The following is a 19,039-nucleotide window of genomic DNA, read 5'->3' on the forward strand; positions in this document are numbered from 1 at the left end:
CGTCACGATCCCCGGTCGGCGCCATCCGCCGGCACGAAGACCGGCAGGGTCAACTCGTCGGTCACCTTGTCGAAACGCACCGTCACCGGCATGTCCGCCTGCACGCTGTCGACGTCGATATCGACCAGGTTGCTGACCATCCGGACGCCCTCGTCGAGGGCGATGATGGCGACGACATAGGGCACCTTGTCGGCATAGACGTCCTTCGGCACCGGGTGGCGCACGACGATCCAGCTGAACACGCGGCCACGGCCGCTGGCCTCGATCCACTCGGACCTGTCGGACTGGCAGGCCGGGCAGACGCCGGTCGGCGGAAAGCGGTTGGTCCCGCAATCGGAGCAGCGCTGGATGCGGAGAATGCCGTCCCTGCAGGCGTCCCAGAAGGGCTTGGTTTCGCTGTTCGGGTAGGGAAGCGGCTTGTTGTAACCCATGACCGGTACGTCTCTCCTAGTTGTGCAGGACCATGGCGCTGCCGCAGGTCATCGCGCCGGCCGTGGTCAGCGCCACCTCGGCGCCCTCGACCTGGCGCGGGCCGGACTGGCCGCGAAGCTGCTCGACCGCCTCGATCACGTGATTGAAGCCGTGGATATAGGCCTCCGACAGCAACCCGCCGTGCGTGTTGACCGGCAGCGCGCCGTCGCGGGCGATCCGCCTGCCCTCGGTGAAGGCACCGCCCTCGCCTTCCTTGCAGAATCCGAAGCCTTCGAGCTGCATCACGATGCTGTAGGTGAAGCAGTCGTATATCTGCGCGATATCGACGTCTTCCGGCCCGATGCCGGCGCTCGCCCACAGGTCCGCGGCGATATACTTCGAGTAGTTGTGCGCGTGATCGGGCCAGCGTATGGCGTCGAAAAGATCCTCGCCCTGCTGGGGGCCGCCGCCATAGGCGCCGCCCGAGACATAGACCGGCTTCTGCTTCATGTCGCGGGCGCGCTCGGCCGAGGTGACGACGACCGCGCAGGCCCCGTCGCTTTCCAGGCAGATATCGAGCAGCCGGAACGGATCGACGATCATCCGGGAATTCATGTAGTCATCGAGGGTCAGTGGCGCGCGCTGCATCGCCCGCTCGTTGAGCACCGCGTTCTCGCGCAGCGTGACGGCGATCCCGCCGAGCTGCTCGGCCGAGGTCCCGTATTCGATCATGTGCCGCCGGCACCACATCGCCATGGCCTGCGGATAGGTGATCCATCCGAACGGCGCGGTGAACTGGGTGATTCCGTGCGCCGCCATCTCGCGCCCGCCGCCCAGCCGGAAGCCGGAGCGGCCGTTCATCGCGCGATAGCAGACGACGGTTTTGGCGAGTCCCGCCTCGATCGCGGCGATCGCGTTGAGCACGATCAGGTTGGCGGCATTGCCGCCGGCCAGGAAATCGACCGCGAACCCGGCAGCCGGCACACCGAGTTCGGTTGCGACGGCGATCGCGGGTACCGAGTCGTTGAAGTTGTAGCTGACGAAGCCGTCGACATCCTCGACCGAAAGCCCGGCATCCTGAATCGCTTTCAGGCAGGCTTCACTGGCCAGGCTGCGCACGGGGCGACCCGAGTCCCGGCTGTAGTCGGTGAAGCCCACTCCGGCAATCGCACATTTGTCTCGGGCATTGAACATTGGGTAACTCTCCTTCTCGTGCCGCCGTCAGGCCCGGTAGGCCGGCGCGCGCTTGTCACGGAAGGCGTCGAGGCCTTCCATCGCATCGGGCTCCGTGGTGGCATAATTGTGGACGAAGGCGAGTTCGAGCCGCAGCCCCTCGTCGAGGGAGTGCTTCAGGCCTTCGCTGATGAGATACTTGGCGCCGCGCAGACCGGCCGGGCTCTTCGTCACGAGCTCGGCGATCAGCGCCTCCGCCGTTTCGGCAAGTTTCGCCGCCGGCGCGGCGAGGGTGACGAGCCCGAGCGCCTCGGCCTCCCGGCCGGTTATGATGCGCCCCGTCATGATCAGGTAGCGGGCCTTCAGTGGGCCGACGATCCGGGCCAGGCGCTGCGAGCTGCCGGCGCCGGGCAACTGGCCGAAATTCACGTGCCCGTCACCGATCTTCGCGCCCTCGGCGGCAATCACGATGTCGCAGGCCAGCATCAGTTCGAGGCCGCCGGCGACACAGGCTCCGTTCACGATGGCGACGTAGATCTTCGTCGATTCCTCGATCCGGCGGTTGAGGCTGTAGAAATCCTCGAGGAAACGCTCGAAGGCCGGCGGATCGCGGTAAAGCGACCGATACCCTTCCAGGTCGCCACCTGCCGAGAAGGCCTTGCCGGCGCCGGTGATGCTGACCACGCGGACTGCCGGCTCCGCCTCGATCTCGGCGACGGTCTCGATCAGGCCGGCGATCGTCGCCCGATCCAGGGGATTCATCTTGTCGGGGCGGTTCAGGGTAATCGACGCGACGGCACCCCGGCGCGCGAGCAGATGGCCCGGCCGCTCCTCGGTGTCGTTCGTTGCGTCGTTCTCGCTGCCCACTTGCGTCGCCCCGGTTCGCTCTTCTGTCGTCGGCACTACAACCGGCTTGCTACGCAAAGTCCGATTGTTGAATTGTCCGACAAGTTGACAATCTTGTAGCGATGGCGTTTATGGAGATCAAGGCAAAAATAAGCGCCAGACCGCCCGGCCGGCGGCATCTCCGATCCCGCGTATCGCCAGAGGCAGGTCGCGCCGGATCCGAAGCCAATCTCGGCAGAGCCATGAAAAAGAAGGGAGCGCAGTGACCGACGCCCAGTTTTCCGTCATCGAACGGATGCCGACCTATCGGCTGGTCTTCAATGCGGTCCAGAACGAGATCCTGAGCGGCCGGCTCGGTATCGGCGAACGGCTGCCATCGGAAACGGCGCTCGCCGACCAGTTCGGCGTCAACCGCTCCACGGTACGGGAAGGCATCCGTCTGCTCGAGGAAAGCGGGCTGGTGACGCGGAAAGGCGGCGGCCGCCCGCGTGTGGCGCTGCCGCACTATCTCGATCTCGCCTCACGGGCGAGCCGGGCGCTTATCCTGCATTCGGTGACGTTCCGGGAACTCTGGGAAGCAGCCGTCATCATCGAACAGGCGACGGCCGAGTATGCCGCGTCGCGTATTACGCCAGAACACCTGGAACGACTGCAGGAGAATATCGACCGAATGGCGGCCATGGTCGCCCGGGTCGAGGCCGACGAGCCCATCAATGTCGACGACTTCGTCGCGATCGACGCCGAGTTCCACGACATCATCTCGGAAGGGGCCAACAACCGGGTTCTTGCGCTGGCCCGTGAACCGGTCAGCCGCCTGTTCATCCCGGCCGGGCGGATCATCCTGCCCCGCCTGCGCACGCACCGGCGCGTGCTCGATGCCCACATGCTCATCCGCGACGCACTGGCCGCCGGCGACGCCACCCGTGTCCGCGACTGGATGCGCCGGCACATGGAGGACTTCAAGCGCGGCTACGATCGCACGGGCCTTGCGATCGACATGCCGCTCGACGCGGTCGCCCTCGGTCACGCCACGGACTGAGCCGACCCTTCGGGCGCGACCCGGCAAGACGAGGACGCACCGGCACGGTTGCCCGCGCCGATGCGTCGTTCCCCCTAGACGAGCTTCTCGGACGCCGCCGCCGCGTCGCGGAAGACACCCTTCGCCATCTGTGCCCGCTCCGCGCTTACCCGTGCCCGGTAGACGCTGGCGCGAGTGGCATGGACCGCCGGATCGCACGGCGCCGCCAGGGCCGCGAACTCGGCGAAATGACCGGCCAGTCGCAGGTCGCCATTTTCCAGCAAGGCCCGCGCCCGCTCGGCGAGACGGTCGGCGCCGCCGGCGACCGCCGCAAGTTCGCGCGCCAGGTCAGCCTCCGGCGCCGGTTTCAGGTTCGCCGGATTGCCGTCCCACCAGCCGCCATAGAGCCGGCAGATGCCGCGCACGACGAATTCCGGATCGTCGTAGTTGGGCTCCAGCCAGGAGAGATTCCGCAACCGTTCCGGCACCTCGAAGCGATGGATGATGTCGCCGACCCTGAGCCCCTCGTTCATCAGCTCGACTGTCTGGTTGTGCAGCGATTCCAGCCAGCAGGCGGCGTCGTCGAGAATGCGGTTGATCGACTCCCGCCCGAAAACCGGCGGACCGTGACCGGGCACAAGGATCTCGGCATTTCGTTCGATCATCCGGCGCAGCGTGATCGCCCAATCCGGGGCATAGCGCTGGACCTTCTGCGGGTTCCCGGCGTTGGGCGCGGCCCAGGTATAGAAATCCCCGGCGACGATCAGCTTCCTGTCGGGCGCCCAGAGCCAGGCGTGATCGTCGGTTTCGCCCTTGCCGTGAATGATCGTGAATGTCTCGCCGCCCATGTCGTGGTCGTGGGAATCGCGAACGACGATATCGGGATGGCGGAAGCCCTCGGGCCAGCGAAAGTCCGGCCGGCTGTACTGGCGGATGTTGATCTTCCGGTTGAGCGCGGCCGTCATGCGATAGCGCTCGAACCGGCCCAGCACGTTCTCATGCGCGATGACGATCGGGCGATCGAAGCCGCGTTCGGCGGCGTCCGCCTCGATCAGCCCGATGCCGGCGACATGATCGAAATGACCATGGGTGTAGAGCACCGAATGGATCGGCGCATCGGGCTCCCAGCGGCGCACTTCCGCCAGCACCCGCTCGCAGGTATCGACCGCGCCGGTGTCGCAGAGAATGAGACCCTCGTCGGTCTTCAGGGCCGTCACATTGCCCGAAAGGCCGCGGCAGACGATCATCGCGGTAGCGGGCGCGACATCCAGCCGGATGCTGTCCGGAACACCGCGAAACCAGTCGGACACGCCTTCCTCTCCGCGGATGATCCTTTCGGCCGCATTCAGAACATCCAGAGCCATTCAAACAGTCCTTTGTCTTTCGCAATCAACAAGGTGAAACAGTGATAGCCGCCTGCCACCGGCCACGGCCTACTCGCCCCGAAGCACAACCACGGCATCGAGCGCACAGGCCGCCGTCGGGCCGACCGAGAACGGATTGATATCGATACTTTCGACTCGCTCGGCATGCGCGCTCGCGAACCGCGACAGATCGGCAAGCGCCTGTGCGAGGATCCCGACATCGACGGCCGGGCCGCCCCGCGCGCCGGCGAGAATCGCGCTCGCCTTCGTTTCGGCGATCATCCGGCGAGCCTCCGCGACATCGAACGGCGCAACGCGGAAGGCCACGTCCCGCAGGACCTCGGCGAATACACCGCCAAGTCCGAACATGACGACGGGACCGAAGACGGGGTCGCGATGCACGCCGATGATCGTCTCGATACCCGGCTCGGCCATCGGCGCGACCAGCGCACCGTCGACGGCGATTCCGGGCGCCCGCTGGGCGACACGCGCCATGACCTCCGAATAGGCTGCGCCGGCTTCCTCTTCCGAACAGATGCCGAGACGGACGCCGCCGGCCTCGGACTTGTGCGGCAGTTCGCGCGACACGACCTTGAGAACGGCGCGCCGGCCACCCTCGGCATCAATCCTGCGAAAGGCCTGCGTCGCCTCTTCGGCCGATCCGACGGCAATCGCCCCGATCGTCGGGATACCGGCCGCCTGCACGATCGCCAGCGAGTCGAGTTCGTTCAGCGGCCCGGCTTCTGCCGGCAGGGAAAGCAAACCCGGCGGGCGACTGACCGCCGCGCCATCGGCTCGCCCGAAGCTCTCCGCGAAATGCCGGAGCGCCGCAAGCGCCCGGACCGCATGGGTCGGTTCCTCGAAAACGAGGTGCCCGGCCTCTTCCAGCGCCTGGCGGATCGCCGGGTCGAACAGCGTGGCCACCGCGAGCGTCCGTTCGGGATGGCGCCGCCGCACGCTTTCCCAGAGCGGCAGGATGCGCGGCCCGTATTCCTTCGACAGCCCGAGATACCCCATGAAACAGACGAGCATGTCGTAGTCGCCCTGTTGCAGGACGACTTCCAGGCTGCGGTCGAAGAGATCGAAATCGTTGATGACCTGCGCGGTCACATCGACCGGGTTGCGTGTCCCGGCAAAGGGGACGAGTTCCCTGAGCGCCGCCTGTGCCGGTTCCGGCATCGGCGCGATGTCGAGACCGCGCGTGGCCGCCTCGTCGGCCAGCAGCACGCCGACCCCGCCCGAGATCGAGGTTATGGCGATCTTCGCGCTGTTAGGCAGCGTGCCGTTGGCCGCGGCATAGCCGATGTCGAACAATTCCTCGACGCTGCGCGCCCGGTAGGCGCCGTACTGGCGCAACACTGCGTCGAAGACACTGTCTTCGCCGGCCAGCGCCGCCGTATGGGATGAGACCGCCGCCGCGCCGGCCTCGGTCGTGCCGACCTTGACCACGACGACCGGTTTCCGCCGGGCGCGCGCCAGCGCCAGCGCCTCGATGAACCGGGCGCCGTCGGCGCAGCCTTCCATGTAGACGAGGATAACCTTCGTATTCTCATCGGCAGCGAGAAACGCCAGACCGTCGGCGATGTCGACATCGATGGTGTTACCGGTGGTCAGCCACTGGCTGAACCGAATGCCGCGATTGCGACCGACCCGGTAGCCGAAGTTGGCGAAGGCCCCGCTCTGGCTGACCAGCCCGACATTGCCGACGCTGTCCTGCCCTTCTTCCAGCAGCGGGGCAAAGGTGACCCAGGCGCCGTTGGCGAAATTCGCGTAGCCCGAGCAGTTGGGGCCGAGCAGCCGGATACCGGCCTTGCGCCCGATCGCCGCCAGTTCGTCCTGGAGCCGCACCCCGTCCGCCCCCAGCTCGGCGAACCCGGCGCTGAAGATGATGGCGCTTTTCGTCCCTTTCGCCGCGACGACGAGCAGCGCCTCGCGGACCTGGGCGGCCGGAACGGCGATCACGGCGAGATCGACCGCCGCCGGAACCGCCGCGAGGCTCGGCCAGGATTTGAGGCCCTGTATCTCGGTCCTTCGCGGATTGATCGGATAGATGTCACCGTCGTAACCCGCCCGTTTCAGATAGTGGATCGGCAGTCCGCCGATTTTGCCGGCATTGGCGGAGGCACCGATCACGGCAACCGAGCGCGGCCGGAACAATGCGTCCAGCGAGGCAAGGTCGATCGCCTTGGGCGTACGCGGCAGGGATATCGTTTCGTTCATGAAGCGGGCACGATCTCGTTACAGGTCCCAGGGTTGCGCGGACGCCGTTCGATGACGGCGTCCGCAACCGTTGCCGGCTATTTCGCTTCCGGCGGGATGAGGTCCTCGGGAATATCGAAGCCAGCTTCCCTGTAGTAGCGATAGGCCCCGGCATGCAGCGGGAAGTTCATGTAATCGAACACGGAATCCCGGTTCACGTTCTTGAGCCAGGCGGCGTTGCCGTGGAATTCCGCGAGATTCTCGAAGATCGCCTTCGTCATGTTGTAGACGATCTCCTCACTGACCCCGACATGGGTCGCGAGGCCCGCTTGCGTGCCGACCGTCGTCACGTCCTCCTGGTTGATCTGACGGTCGCCATAGGTACCGGCGGCGATGGTCTCGACCGTCCGTCCCGGCGTGCCGAGCGCCTTCTTGACCCCTTCGCTGTCCATCTTGTCGGCCGGGATGCCGAGCAGCCGGATCTTGTCGGACACCGCGAACTGCTCGATCTGCGGGCTCGGAACCGATGTCAGCCCCACATAGACGTCGAGCTGGCGGTCCTGGAAGGCCTGCGCGGCCGAGTTCCAGTCGAGCTTGGCTTCCTCGAAGTCGACACCCGGTTCATAGCCGGTGACACCCTTGATGATCTGGCTGGTGACGACACGCGCAGCGCCTTTCGGCGGCCCGATGAAGACCCGCTTGCCCTTGATGTCCTCGAGGCTGTTGATGCCCGAATCCGAGTAGGTGACCATGTGATAGGCACCGATCGGATAGTTGATGATGCCGCGGAGCTTCTTGAACAGTTCCGGCGCCTCGGGCGCGTTCTTGAACATCGCCTGGCCGTTGGCCATGAAATGGTTGATGGTCATCGAGGCCAGGTAGAGATCGACGTCGCCCTTCGCCGCGTCGATCGCCATGCGCACGGCGGTCTTGCCGGAGGAAACCTGAATCTCGTAGGGAAGATGCTTCTGCACGACCCCGCTGAAGGCCACCGAGAAGACATAGGCCGACGATCCTGGCGCCAGCGTGTCCATCTTCAGATAGGTCTTGTCGGCCGCCTCCGCGCCGCCGATCGCGAACGCCGCCGCGCCGAACCCGGCGAGCATTGCCTGTTTCAATCTGGTCATTCCGTTCCCTCCAGTTTTTTCTGGTTTCAGTTTCGTTTTCCGTGCGCCGCGCTGCCGGACGCCAGGGTCTCGCGCGGGGCGAATTTCTGCCGCAGCAGCATGTCGTAGGCGACGATGAGGGCGCCGAGCCCGCAGGCCGCCAGCGACACGGGGATGAAGCCCGGCAGGATGAGGGCGGCGCAAAGCAGCCGGCCGATCCGTGACCAGGGCGCGAGCGACAGCCGCTCGAACCCGGCGAAGGCGGTCGCTGTCAGCCATAGCGCGGCGCCGAACCGGACCATCACCCAGACGAAGTTCGCCAGGTCGAAATCGAGAATGAGCAGCAGGTCCGGCTCGTAGACGAACACGAACGGGATGATGAAGCCGGCGACCGAGAGCTGCGCCGCCACGAGCGCGGTCGTGAACGGATTCGCCCCGGCGATCGGCGCGGCCGCGAAGGCGGCCAGCGCGACCGGCGGGGTGATCGCCGAAAGCACCCCGAAGTAGAGCACGAACATGTGCAGTGCGAGCACCGGCACACCGAGATTGCGGATCGCCGGCCCCATCACGAGCACGATGATCAGATAGGCCGGTAACGTCGGCATCCCCATGCCGAGCGCCAGGCAGGCCAGCATCGTGAGCAGCAGGCTGAGGAACAGGTTGCCCTCGCCGATCACCGAAATCAGGCTCGCGAACTTGAGACCGAAACCGGTCAGGTTGAGCACGCCCAGTACGACCCCGATGCCGGCGACGGCGATCACGATGGTGGCGCCCGTCCGGCCGCCGGCGGCAAGCATGCCGAGGACCCGCCCCGGCTTCCTGCGGAAATCCGGATTGATCAGGAACGCCAGGACCAGCACCGTCACGGTCGCCCAGAAACCGGCCATGGCAGCCGTTCTGCCCATCGTCAGCACGATGATTATCGCCGCGATCGGGCCGGCCACCATGAGGCCGTTCAGCCAGTCGCGGCGATTGGGCGTGACGAGATCCTCGGCCGGCGTCGGCCGGATGCCGAGCCGACGTGCCTCGAGCCCGACGGAAAGCGCGAGGCTCAGGTAGAACAGGAGCGCCGGCACCAGTGCCGCGATGCAGATCGACAGGTACGAATAACCGGTCAGATCGGCCATGACGAAGGCCGCCGCGCCCATGACGGGCGGGACGAACTGGCCGCCGGCGGACGCAGCCGATTCCACGCCGCCGGCGAAAGGCCCGGAGAATCCGCGCTTCTTCACCATCGGGATGGTGAAGGACCCGGTGCCCACGACATTCGCGACCACGCTGCCGGACATCGTGCCGAACAGCGCGCTTGCCACGACAGCCGCCTGGGCCGGCCCGCCGCGCGATCGGCCGGTCAGGAAGAAGGCGATCCGGATCAGCGCCGCGCCGGCCCCCGATTGCTCGAGCAGGACACCGAACACGATGAAGATGAAGATGATCTGCAGGACCACGCCGGTGGGCATCCCGAAGACGCCCTGAAGCCCGAACCAGAGGATCTGCATCGTCTGCTCGAGCGAGAAGCCCGAGTGCCGGAAGATCCACGGAAAATGATCGCCATACAGGCAATAGACCAGGATCAGGAGCGAGAACAGGAAGAGCGGCCAGCCGAACAACCGCCGAGACAGCTCGAAGATCGCAAGCACGGCGAGCAGCGAGACCGTCAGGTCGTAGGCGCTGTAGGCCAGCATGATGTCGTCGACATGCTCGTAGGCATTGAACAGCCGTTCGAGCGCGAGCGTGACGACCGCGATGATCGCCACGTCGATGGCGATCAGGCATGCCGCGACGAGCCGTCGCTTCGGCTTGTGCCGGGAAACGAGCGAGGTGGTCAGGGTAACGACGGCGACCGAGATGCCGACCACGAGGCTGCGATGGAACCACGGCTCCCAGACCCCGAAATAGGCGCTGTAGATCGCCTGCAGGGCGAGCCCGAGGCCGAGCGCCGCGGCAAGCAGGCCGCAGGCCTTCGCGAGGCTGTCGGTCACCGGCACGACGATCCTCCCGGCGCGGCGAGGCAGCCCTCCTGGCTGGCGCCGTTCGATATCGCCACGGCCGATCTCGGAGCAGAGGGAAGCACGATCACGCCCGCCTCTGGCCCTGGTTCGAGAGCAGTTCGAGCGTCCCATCGGACGCCTTGCCGGAAATCGCGCCGACCAGGAAATCGACCAGGTTCGAGGAAAAGAAGGCGATGTCGAGGGCCCGGTTCTTCGCCTGTTGCGACCGGCTTTCGCGCTCGAAGTTCGACAGGATGTAGACGACGATGCCGGTCACCACGAGAAGGCGCTGGCGAAGAACACGGTCGGGAATTTCGGGCAGGTTCTGCCGGATCAGGGCGAAGCAGCGCTGGTAACCCTCGTCGAACTTGCCGCTGACGAGATGGGCGCCCCGGATTGCCGGGTCGCCATATACCTGCGCGAGGAACTGGATGTAATAGCTCGTCCTGCTGCCCGCCGAGAGGCACTCCGCAAGCGGGAAGACGATCGCGGAGACGATCGCGGTCAGATCGGTCGCCTTTCCGGCCTGTTCGATCTCGTCGAGCATCTGCAGCCGGCGGGCATTGATGCCGCGCATCCGCTGCTCGATGATCGCCTCGATCAGCGCGCCCTTGGATCCGAAGTGGTAATGCAGGGCGGACGTATTCTTCTGACCCGCCGCCTGGTTGATCCGGCGCATCGATACGCCATGAATCCCGCTTTCGGCGAACAACTGCTCGGCGGTTTCGATCAGCAAGTCCCGTGTCACGGCCGCGGTCGCGGTCATCGGCCCCCTCCCCGGCGGCATCCAGCATCTAAATCATGTGCTTTATTAAGTCATATGATTTAGGACCCGCCGCTTCCTGTCAAGTGGCGCTGTCGGAATATCGCGCGGGCCTCGTATCCCCTTGCACCGCGAGCCCTGAGACGTTTTGACGCTCTCCTTAATAGGTATTTACAATGCTCATTACGGTTCGATGTAATGGCGAAGGGGGACGGCGCGGCGGTCGCGCCTCCCGGGAAGAGGAGAGCACGCAATGACCGTCCAGATCCGGCACACGCCCCTGCAGTACCGCGCCGTCGGCGAGATCGCCGCGGCAATGCCCGGCGCCGTCGACGTGTTCCGCAAGTACAACGTCAACTTCTGCTGTCGCGGGCATCTCGCCCTTGACGAGGCGGCGCGCCAGCGCGGTATCGAAACCGCCGAGCTGGCGGCGGCGCTCGATGCGCTGGAAGAGATGGAAACGGTGACCGGGAGCCCGGCGAACTGGAGCAGCGACGCGCTGATCGATCATATCCAGACGCGCTTCCACGAAACCCATCGACGCGAGCTTGTCGAGCTGATCGAACTCTCGCGCAAGGTCGAGGCCGTCCATGCCGAGCACCCGCGGGTGCCGCGCGGCCTGGCGCGCCTGCTGCGGCAACTGCAGGGCGAGATCGAGGTGCATATGAAGAAGGAGGAACTCATCCTTTTTCCCGCGATGCGCAGGCGGGCCGGCGGCGGTCTGGACGAGCCGATCTCCCGGATGCGCCATGAGCATGGCGACCATGGCGACTTTCTCGACCAACTAGCGACGATGACCGAAAGCTTCACCACCCCCGACGGGGCCTGCCGGTCATGGCAGGCGCTTTATGCGGGCCTTGCAAAATTCACCGGCGACATGATGGATCATGTCCACCTCGAGAATTTCGTTCTCTTTCCCCGCTATGAGGAGCCCGCGACATCATGAGTGACGATCTCTATCCGAAGGCGACCCGCGCCCTCGCAGACAAGCGCCGGACACTGGCGCCCGACGCCGAGGCGGCCTTCCGCGCCTTCAGCGAGGCGGCCTTCCGCGAAGGCGTCCTGACGCAGAAGACCAAGCAGCTGATCGCCGTCGCGGTCGCCCATGCGACCCAGTGCCCCTATTGCATCAAGGGGCATGTCAAGGCCGCCGCCAGGGCAGGGGCGAGCGCGGAGGAGATCATGGAGGCGATCTGGGTCACCGCCGAGATGCGCGCCGGCGCCGCCGTCGCCCATTCCCTGATCGCCCTCGACACGCTCGGCGACGATTGAGGATTTCGAGGCTGTCGGGCCGCTAACCGCCGAGATAGGCCCGCAAGGTCTCGTCCGAGGCGCCAAGCGTTTCCGGATCGCCGGCGGCGACAATTCGGCCGTTCGCCATGACATAGGCATGGTCGGCCATCTGCAGCGCCAACGTTGCATTCTGCTCGACCAGCAGTATCGCCGTTCCGTTGCGATTGATGTCTCGGATCAGATCGAAAACCGTCTCCACAATCGTCGGCGCGAGGCCCATGCTCGGCTCGTCCAGCAGCAGCAGCTTCGGCCGGCTGATCAGCGCCCGGGCGATGGCGAGCATCTGCTGTTCTCCGCCCGACAGTGTGCCGGCATTCTGGTCCTTTCGCTCGGCCAGCCGCGGAAAGCGATCGAGGAGCGTCGCCAGCGTTTCGCGGACCGCAGCCCTGTCGTCGCGGGCATAGGCACCAAGCTGGAGATTTTCCAGGACGCTCAACTGGGTGAAGATCCCTCTTCCCTCCACCACATGACTGATTCCCTTCCGCATGATCGTTTGCGGTGGCAATCCCGCGATCGGCTCACCGCGCAGCAATATGGTACCTGCCGCCGGCCGCACGAGACCGGATATGCTCGAAAGGGTGGTCGACTTGCCGGCGCCGTTGGCACCGATCAGGGCAACGACTTCACCCTCGTGAACGGCCAGGTCTATCTGCCGGATCGCCTCGACCGGCCCATAGCGCGCGACGACGCCCTGCACGGATAGAATGACGGGGCGTTCCTCCCGGGGAATCCGCGTTACCGCCGTCGCTGATGGCCGGGTCTCCTTCCGGGTCGTCCCCAAATACGATTCGATAACGCCAGGATCCCGCTGTACCACGGCCGGCAAGCCGTCGGCGATCAAGGTGCCGAAATTCAGCACCGTGACGTGATCGCACAGGTTCATCACCAGGTGCATATCATGCTCGATCAGCACGACGGTCTTGCCAAACTCCCGGACGATGTGGCGGATGAAGGCGCCGAACGCGTTGGTCTCCTTCTCGTTCATGCCCGCGACCGGTTCGTCGAGCAGGAGAATGTCGGGCTCGCTCGCCAGCGCCCGGGCAATCTCGACGCGGCGCTGATCGCCATAGGACAGTGTCCCGGCAAGCCGACCCGCATGGGCATCAAGGCCGAGTGCTTCCAGCAGGCTCTCGGCGCGCTGGCGAGTTTCCTCTTCCTCCCGCGAATCGAGCCGCAGGGCACATCTGAGAACACCGTTCCGCATGCGGACATGGCGACCGATCATGACATTCTCGAGAACCGTCAGGTCGCGGAAAAGACGAATGTTCTGAAACGTGCGCGCGATGCCAAGGCGCGCCAACTGGTGCGGCAGCAGGTCCTGGATCTCGCGGCCGTTCAGGATGATCTGTCCATCATCCGCCGCGGTGAGTCCGCTGACGATGTTGAACAACGTCGTTTTCCCGGCCCCGTTCGGACCGATGACCGCGTGGATCATGCCGCGCGCGATCGTGACGCTGACACTGTTGACGGCGATATGGGCGCCGAACCGCTTGGTGACGTTCCGGAGCACCAGCATGGGTTCGTGGGAGGCCGCAGGCGGCGGCAGGCCCGACGCACCCCGCCGTTGTGGGCCCGCCGACCGCCGACGCGTGAATCGCCAGCCGATGATCTGCCGCGTCACGATCCCTTCCGGACGCATCAGCAACAGCGCGACCAGCACGGCGCCATAAACCGCCAGACGCCATTCGAAGAGAAAGCGCAGCAACTCCGGCGTCGTGCTGAGAACGAGGCTGCCGGCGACCGGCCCCACGAACGTCCCGAACCCACCGAGCATCACGGCCGCGAGCCACTCGATCAGGGCCGACAGTCCGTAGTTCTCCGGACTGATGAAGCGGACATAATGCGCCTGGAACCCGCCGGCGAGCCCGGCCAACAAGGCGCCCAGCGTGAAGGTCAGGACGCGCACATGCTTCGTTCGAATTCCAAGCGTGGCCGCCGCCGTGGGATCGAACCGCACCGCGGCTATCGCCCGGCCGATGCGGCTCCGCATCAGGAAGAAAAGAAGCGTGACAACCACAGCCAGGGTGAGCTGAAGGTGCCATACCTCGGTATATTTCGGGATGCCGGCAAAACCGAATGCGCCACCGGTGGGCTCGAAGTTCACGAAGAAGATGCGGATGACTTCGCCGAACCCGAGGGTCGCCAGCGCCAGGTAGATCCGCTGCAACCGAAGCGCCGGATAACTCGCGAGCAGGGCGACGAAGGCGGTGAGCAACGTTCCGGCGACAAGCGCCGAGGTGAAGGGCCATTGCAACTCGACCGTGAGCCAGGCCGAACTGTAGGCGCCAATGGCCATGAAACCTGCCTGCGCCAGAGAAAGCTGGCCGCTGGCGAACGGCAGCCAGACCGATATCGCCATCAGGGCCGCGATGCAAAGCTGCGGCATGGCCGAGCTGGCAGGCGCGAAGCCGGGCACGAGGCCGCCCAGATAGATCGCGTAGTAGAGGCCGGCTGCCGTGAGCAGAGCGCGGGCGATACCGATCCGGCTTGTGATGCCGGCGCTGGCAAAAAGTTGCAGGCCGAAGAAGCCCAGCAGCCAGGAGAGCGGTTCGCCGAACTCCACATCCGTCAGCGCATGCTGCAGTCCGAACAGGATCGCGTAGGGCAGAAGCCAGACAACGCCGAGCAGTACGAAAACGCGGGTGGAAACAGGGGGCATTGGCAAGGACTTCCTCAAGGGCATGCTGGAACGCTGCAAAGCCGGCCGGTGGCGGTCTCCTAGACCTTCTCCGCGACCGCTCTGCCGAACAGGCCGGACGGGCGCAGCAGCAAGACGAGAATCATGACGCCGAACGCCACCGCGTCACGCCAGGAGGCATCGAAGTAGCTCACCGCCATGACCTCGCTCACGCCAATGACGAAGCCCGCGACGACCGCGCCATTGACGCTGCCGAGCCCGCCCAGGATGACAGCGGCCAGGCCCTTGAGGCTGATTCCGATACCGACGAACGGGCTGATATTGTGGAAATACATGCCAACCAGTACGCCCGCGATGCCTGCAAGCACCGATGACAGGACGAACACCAGGGCGACGACGGCAACGCGATTGACTCCCATCAACTGGGCGATTCCGGGATTCTCGGCGACCGCGCGGATCGCCAGCCCAAGCCTCGCCTTGCTCAGGAAGAGGCTCAGTCCGACGGTCAGAATCAGTGTCAGCGAGATGATGAAGATGTTCAGGGCATCGAGCTTGATCGGGCCGATATCGAAGGTCGTCGCGAGAAAGTCCGGCGTGATATAGGGCTGCTCACGGGCCGAGAAATAGCCGGCGGCAATCTCCTGCAGCAGAATTCCCGCGCCGATCGTACTGACCATCGGAATATGCGGGTCCACGCCGGATGGCAGCGGGCGGAGCGCGAAACGCTCGATGAGGTAACCGCACAGGCCCGCCGCGATGATCCCGGCCAGAAGCGCACCAGGCAGGCCGAAGCCCGCTTGCAGGGCGAGCAGCCCGCCGAAGGCTCCAACCATGAAGATCTCGCCCTGGGCCAGATTGATGACGCCGAGAACGCCGAAGACCATCGTCAGGCCGATGGCCACGAGGCTGTAGGTGCTGCCGAGTATCAGGCCATTGGTGAGCTGCTGAACAAGGAACTGGATTTCGGTCATGACGGCGCCCCGGCGGTTTGTTCGACCCGATCCCGCACATCATCGATGTGCGGGATCCTGTTGGGCCAGTTAGCTGGCATCGCGGCACGCGTCAGAGAGCGTGCCAGTCGCCGTCCTTCACCTTGATGATCACGGTCGCCTTCTGCGCCACCCTCTCCTTGTCGAACGAGATCGGTCCGATCAGTCCGGGATAGTCCCTCACGGCGGCGAGAGTCTTGTGGAGCAGTGCGCGCTCGGCCGCGAGATTGGCCGGATCGCCGGCAATGCCCGCCTGCTTGATCGCGTGGGCGATCAGCCCGATACATTCGAACGTGCTCGCCTCCCACGGATCCGGCTTGGCGTTACCGGTCATCTGCGCGTAGCCGCTCGTGAATGCCTCGTTCACCGCTTGCGTGGCGCCGTAATAATAGGGCACGACGACAAGCGTGTTCTCGACCGCCGCGCCACCGATCTTGATATAGTCCGCAGAAACGGTGGGCGTGCCGCCGAGTATCGGTCCTTCGTAGCCGCGGCGGCGAAGCTCGCGTGCGACATTGGCGGCGTTTTCCGCGTGGGCGGCGACAGCAACCAGATCCGGGCCGTTCCTCAGGGCCTTGGCCACGATATCGCCATAGCTCATCTGACCGGACAGGAACGAGACGACTTCCTGGACTTCCCAACCGGCCTTGGGGGCGAGTTGCTCATACAGCTCGCCGATGATCCTGTCGGCCGCCTGCTTCTTGTCATAGAGGATCGAGATCGTCTTGGCGTCCGGATGGGTGCTCTTGACCAGTTCGAGCAGTTTCGGGATGTTGTCGGCTTCCGACGGATTGTTGCGGAATGCCGTTTCGATCCCGGTCGTGAGATTGGGCGCGGTCGCCGTCGGCGAGATCATCAGGACACCCTTCTCCACAGTGATCGGCGCGCCTGCCTGATAGAATCCGCTGGTGATCGGCCCGACCAGTGCATGGACCTTTTCCGTCTCGATCAGCCGGTTCAGGCCATTCAGGAAATTGGTCGGGTTGCTGCCGTCATCCTCGGTGATGACCGCCAGTTCGTTCCCGTTGACGCCACCGGCGTCATTGATGGCCTTCACGGCATATTCCGCCGCCGCCTTCATGGAAACGCCATAGGACGCCAGCGGGCCGCTTTGCGAGAGCAGCAGTCCGATCTTGATCGTTTCCGCCTGCGCGCTGGTGAAGGCCAGCAGCGTCGCGGCGGCCGCGGTAGCCTGCAAACACGATAGGAAATGCCTCATCGATTATCCCTCCCAGGATGCGTGCCCATTTATCGTTATTCTTGGATCGTCAACGGCATCGTCAGATTCTCATCATCCGTGCGCACGATCATTGACCCCGTCGCGTGATCCCCGTTCGCCGGTTGTTTGGCCGGGGCGGCCATCACTGTCGCCAGCGCACTCGCCCGCCCCGACCCTTACGCATCACGAGCGTGTCTTGATTGAGATCTTCTGACTGCGCTTTTCGAGATCCTCCACCGTGTCGAGATTGTTGAAGCTCGGCACCACGCCCTTGACCATGTGGCGGAGATTTTCGTGCCCGTCCGGGTCCTCGTTCAACATCGCCCGGCGATAGCAGAGGTCCGGGAAATCATGGATCGCGAGTTGAAGCGCCGGCTCTTTCGACGTGCAGACATGGGCGTGATTCACCCAGGCCGGGGAAATCGAAACGTCGCCCGCCTTCCAGTAGATGCGGGTTTCCTCGCGGTCAATGCCGTCGTCGTCGTTGCAGGTGTAGCCTTCACCTTCGACCCAATAGTAGATCGCGACATAGTTATGACGATGGAACGCGAGCTTCTCGCCAGGCAGGATCGGCTGGAACGAGACGCTGATACTGGGCGACAGACCGGCTGACCCAACCAGATCGTTATGCACCAGCGTCACGCCGCGCCGCTGGTCATCGTGCCGGCGGTTCTCCTTGGTGAATCCGCCCATCGCCTTGCGAATATCCTCACCGGCCCACTTTCCGGGGCGAAGATCCGGCTGAAGAAGTCGACCGACGAGTGTGTCGATATCGACCAGTTCACACCAATCGTAGCCGTTCTTGTTCGTCCATTGCATGCCAGTTCCTTTCCGAATCTTTTCGCTTCAGGATCGTCTGTCGGCACAAAGGATCGGCGTCTTCTGATAATGAGTCCAATTCATAATTTTTATTTGCATGATATAATTTTCTGATCGTGACGCGGTTCGTCATACACCCGGAGAACGGCTGCGCCCGCCCTACCCTGGACATGCGTGGCCATGTCGCCCGGGCCCGAGATCCGTTGTCTTCATCTTCATTCGAATTCATACTCTTCGGAGTCGTGATCGAATCTATCGATCCGGCCGGAGATGCCCATGGATCTCAAGCAACTCGCGGCTCTGCGCGCGATTTCCGAGGCCGGAAGTTTCGGTCAGGCCGCGAAGCGGCTGCGCCTTACCCAGTCGGCCGTCAGCTACCAGATCAGGAACCTCGAGGAAGAACTTGGCCAGACACTGATATTTCGCTCGCGACCGAACGTCACCCTCTCGCCGGCGGGTCTGACGGCTCTGCGCTCGTACGAGCGGATCCTGGGAGAGATCGATCAGCTCAGGATCAGCTTCGGCAGCCGCGACGAGGCGGAAGTCTCGGGTGAACTCCGGGTTGCCTCGAGCATTCTCGGGATCGTCTATCTCTATGGCGACCTGATCGGAGAGTTCATATATGCGCACCCCCGGATCGAGGTCAAAATGACGACCACGGAATCCGGCCAGGAAGGCGCGCGCCAGGTCATCGCCCGCCAGACCGACGTGGCATTCGTCGCCTTTCCGATCGACGGCGCGCAACTGCAATCCATTACGCTTGGCGTATCAGAGCATGTCGCGATCGTGCCAGCCGAGCACAGGCTTGCGGAATTCGACAGCGTCACCGTCGATATCCTGCGCCAGCATCCATTCGTCCGCTACGCACCCGGCGCCGGCAGCCGCCATGCCACCGACCGGATCTTCCTGTCCGGGCACGGTTATCCGCCGATCATCCTGGAATCGAACGATACCGAATTCATCAAGCGTGTGGTCCGAATGGGGCTCGGCCTGGCCATCGTACCGTCCTTCACGATTTCCGCCGCCAAGGATCCGCGTCTTCATACCCTGCGGATCGAGGGGCAGCCGACCCGGCAGGAGTTCGGGCTGGTCTTCCGCCGACGCGTCAAGAGCAAGACCCTCGACCTGTTCTGCGAATTCGCCCGGGCGCGGGCGAGCGAGATACTGCAGAAGGCCGGCCGCTAGGCGTTGTCGAACCGTTATTGCCGTC

The 19,039-nt window shown here is 64.6% G+C and carries 16 protein-coding genes; 4 read left to right on the forward strand and 12 right to left on the reverse strand.

Annotated features, from left to right (window positions below; translation table 11 throughout):
• Window positions 1–2 precede the first annotated feature (2 nt).
• The 3 genes from OCH7691_RS16340 to OCH7691_RS16350 are packed head-to-tail and all read right to left on the reverse strand — an operon-like array spanning window position 3 to window position 2,451.
• Window positions 3–431, reverse strand: coding sequence for a Zn-ribbon domain-containing OB-fold protein (locus tag OCH7691_RS16340; RefSeq protein WP_085884658.1), 429 nt, complete (start codon window positions 429–431; stop codon window positions 3–5).
• A 16-nt stretch (window positions 432–447) separates the two neighbouring features.
• Window positions 448–1,605: a thiolase C-terminal domain-containing protein gene (locus OCH7691_RS16345; protein ID WP_085884659.1), complete on the reverse strand. Its 1,158-nt coding sequence runs from the start codon at window positions 1,603–1,605 to the stop codon at window positions 448–450.
• A gap of 27 nt (window positions 1,606–1,632) precedes the next feature.
• Window positions 1,633–2,451, reverse strand: coding sequence for an enoyl-CoA hydratase/isomerase family protein (locus tag OCH7691_RS16350; RefSeq protein WP_085884660.1), 819 nt, complete (start codon window positions 2,449–2,451; stop codon window positions 1,633–1,635).
• 241 nt (window positions 2,452–2,692) lie between these two features.
• Between OCH7691_RS16350 and OCH7691_RS16355 the strand changes: the two genes are divergently transcribed.
• Window positions 2,693–3,469, forward strand: a complete 777-nt coding sequence (locus OCH7691_RS16355) for a FadR/GntR family transcriptional regulator (RefSeq protein WP_217808096.1) — start codon at window positions 2,693–2,695, stop codon at window positions 3,467–3,469.
• Window positions 3,470–3,543: 74 nt separating this feature from the next.
• Here the strand turns inward: OCH7691_RS16355 and OCH7691_RS16360 are convergent, their stop codons facing one another.
• The 5 genes from OCH7691_RS16360 to OCH7691_RS16380 all read right to left on the reverse strand — a co-directional run bounded on the left by OCH7691_RS16360 (window position 3,544) and on the right by OCH7691_RS16380 (window position 10,874).
• Window positions 3,544–4,812, reverse strand: coding sequence for an alkyl sulfatase dimerization domain-containing protein (locus tag OCH7691_RS16360; protein ID WP_085884661.1), 1,269 nt, complete (start codon window positions 4,810–4,812; stop codon window positions 3,544–3,546).
• A 69-nt stretch (window positions 4,813–4,881) separates the two neighbouring features.
• Entirely contained in the window at window positions 4,882–7,032 is a 2,151-nt protein-coding gene (locus OCH7691_RS16365; protein WP_085884662.1) for an acetate--CoA ligase family protein, read from the reverse strand.
• Between the two features lie 77 nt (window positions 7,033–7,109).
• Window positions 7,110–8,138, reverse strand: coding sequence for a TAXI family TRAP transporter solute-binding subunit (locus tag OCH7691_RS16370; protein WP_085884663.1), 1,029 nt, complete (start codon window positions 8,136–8,138; stop codon window positions 7,110–7,112).
• 26 nt (window positions 8,139–8,164) lie between these two features.
• Complete coding sequence (locus OCH7691_RS16375) at window positions 8,165–10,105, reverse strand: TRAP transporter permease (protein ID WP_176245111.1); 1,941 nt, start codon at window positions 10,103–10,105, stop codon at window positions 8,165–8,167.
• An 88-nt stretch (window positions 10,106–10,193) separates the two neighbouring features.
• Window positions 10,194–10,874, reverse strand: a complete 681-nt coding sequence (locus OCH7691_RS16380) for a TetR/AcrR family transcriptional regulator (protein ID WP_176245112.1) — start codon at window positions 10,872–10,874, stop codon at window positions 10,194–10,196.
• 250 nt (window positions 10,875–11,124) lie between these two features.
• Between OCH7691_RS16380 and ric the strand changes: the two genes are divergently transcribed.
• Both ric and OCH7691_RS16390 read left to right on the forward strand, forming a co-directional pair.
• Complete coding sequence (gene ric, locus OCH7691_RS16385) at window positions 11,125–11,817, forward strand: iron-sulfur cluster repair di-iron protein (RefSeq protein ID WP_085884666.1); 693 nt, start codon at window positions 11,125–11,127, stop codon at window positions 11,815–11,817.
• Window positions 11,814–12,143 (forward strand): carboxymuconolactone decarboxylase family protein, encoded by a 330-nt coding sequence (locus OCH7691_RS16390; protein ID WP_085884667.1) that lies wholly within the window; start codon window positions 11,814–11,816, stop codon window positions 12,141–12,143. Before ric ends, OCH7691_RS16390 begins: the two co-directional genes overlap by 4 nt.
• A gap of 22 nt (window positions 12,144–12,165) precedes the next feature.
• On the opposite strand, the gene OCH7691_RS16395 is transcribed toward OCH7691_RS16390, so the two are convergent.
• The 4 genes from OCH7691_RS16395 to OCH7691_RS16410 form a co-directional block, all read right to left on the reverse strand.
• Window positions 12,166–14,823, reverse strand: a complete 2,658-nt coding sequence (locus tag OCH7691_RS16395; protein ID WP_176245113.1) for a branched-chain amino acid ABC transporter ATP-binding protein/permease — start codon at window positions 14,821–14,823, stop codon at window positions 12,166–12,168.
• A gap of 59 nt (window positions 14,824–14,882) precedes the next feature.
• Window positions 14,883–15,773, reverse strand: a complete 891-nt coding sequence (locus OCH7691_RS16400) for a branched-chain amino acid ABC transporter permease (protein WP_085884669.1) — start codon at window positions 15,771–15,773, stop codon at window positions 14,883–14,885.
• Between the two features lie 91 nt (window positions 15,774–15,864).
• A complete protein-coding gene (locus OCH7691_RS16405; RefSeq protein WP_085884670.1) occupies window positions 15,865–17,010 on the reverse strand; it encodes an ABC transporter substrate-binding protein in 1,146 nt (381 codons plus the stop codon).
• A 183-nt stretch (window positions 17,011–17,193) separates the two neighbouring features.
• Entirely contained in the window at window positions 17,194–17,829 is a 636-nt protein-coding gene (locus tag OCH7691_RS16410; RefSeq protein WP_085884671.1) for a cupin domain-containing protein, read from the reverse strand.
• A gap of 276 nt (window positions 17,830–18,105) precedes the next feature.
• Here OCH7691_RS16410 and OCH7691_RS16415 point away from each other — a divergent pair, with 276 nt between their 5' ends.
• Window positions 18,106–19,014: a LysR family transcriptional regulator gene (locus tag OCH7691_RS16415; RefSeq protein WP_176245114.1), complete on the forward strand. Its 909-nt coding sequence runs from the start codon at window positions 18,106–18,108 to the stop codon at window positions 19,012–19,014.
• The last annotated feature ends 25 nt before the right edge of the window (window positions 19,015–19,039 follow it).

It is taken from the genome of Oceanibacterium hippocampi, assembly GCF_900172325.1.
In the GTDB taxonomy this organism is placed as follows: Bacteria; Pseudomonadota; Alphaproteobacteria; order Sneathiellales; family Sneathiellaceae; genus Oceanibacterium; species Oceanibacterium hippocampi.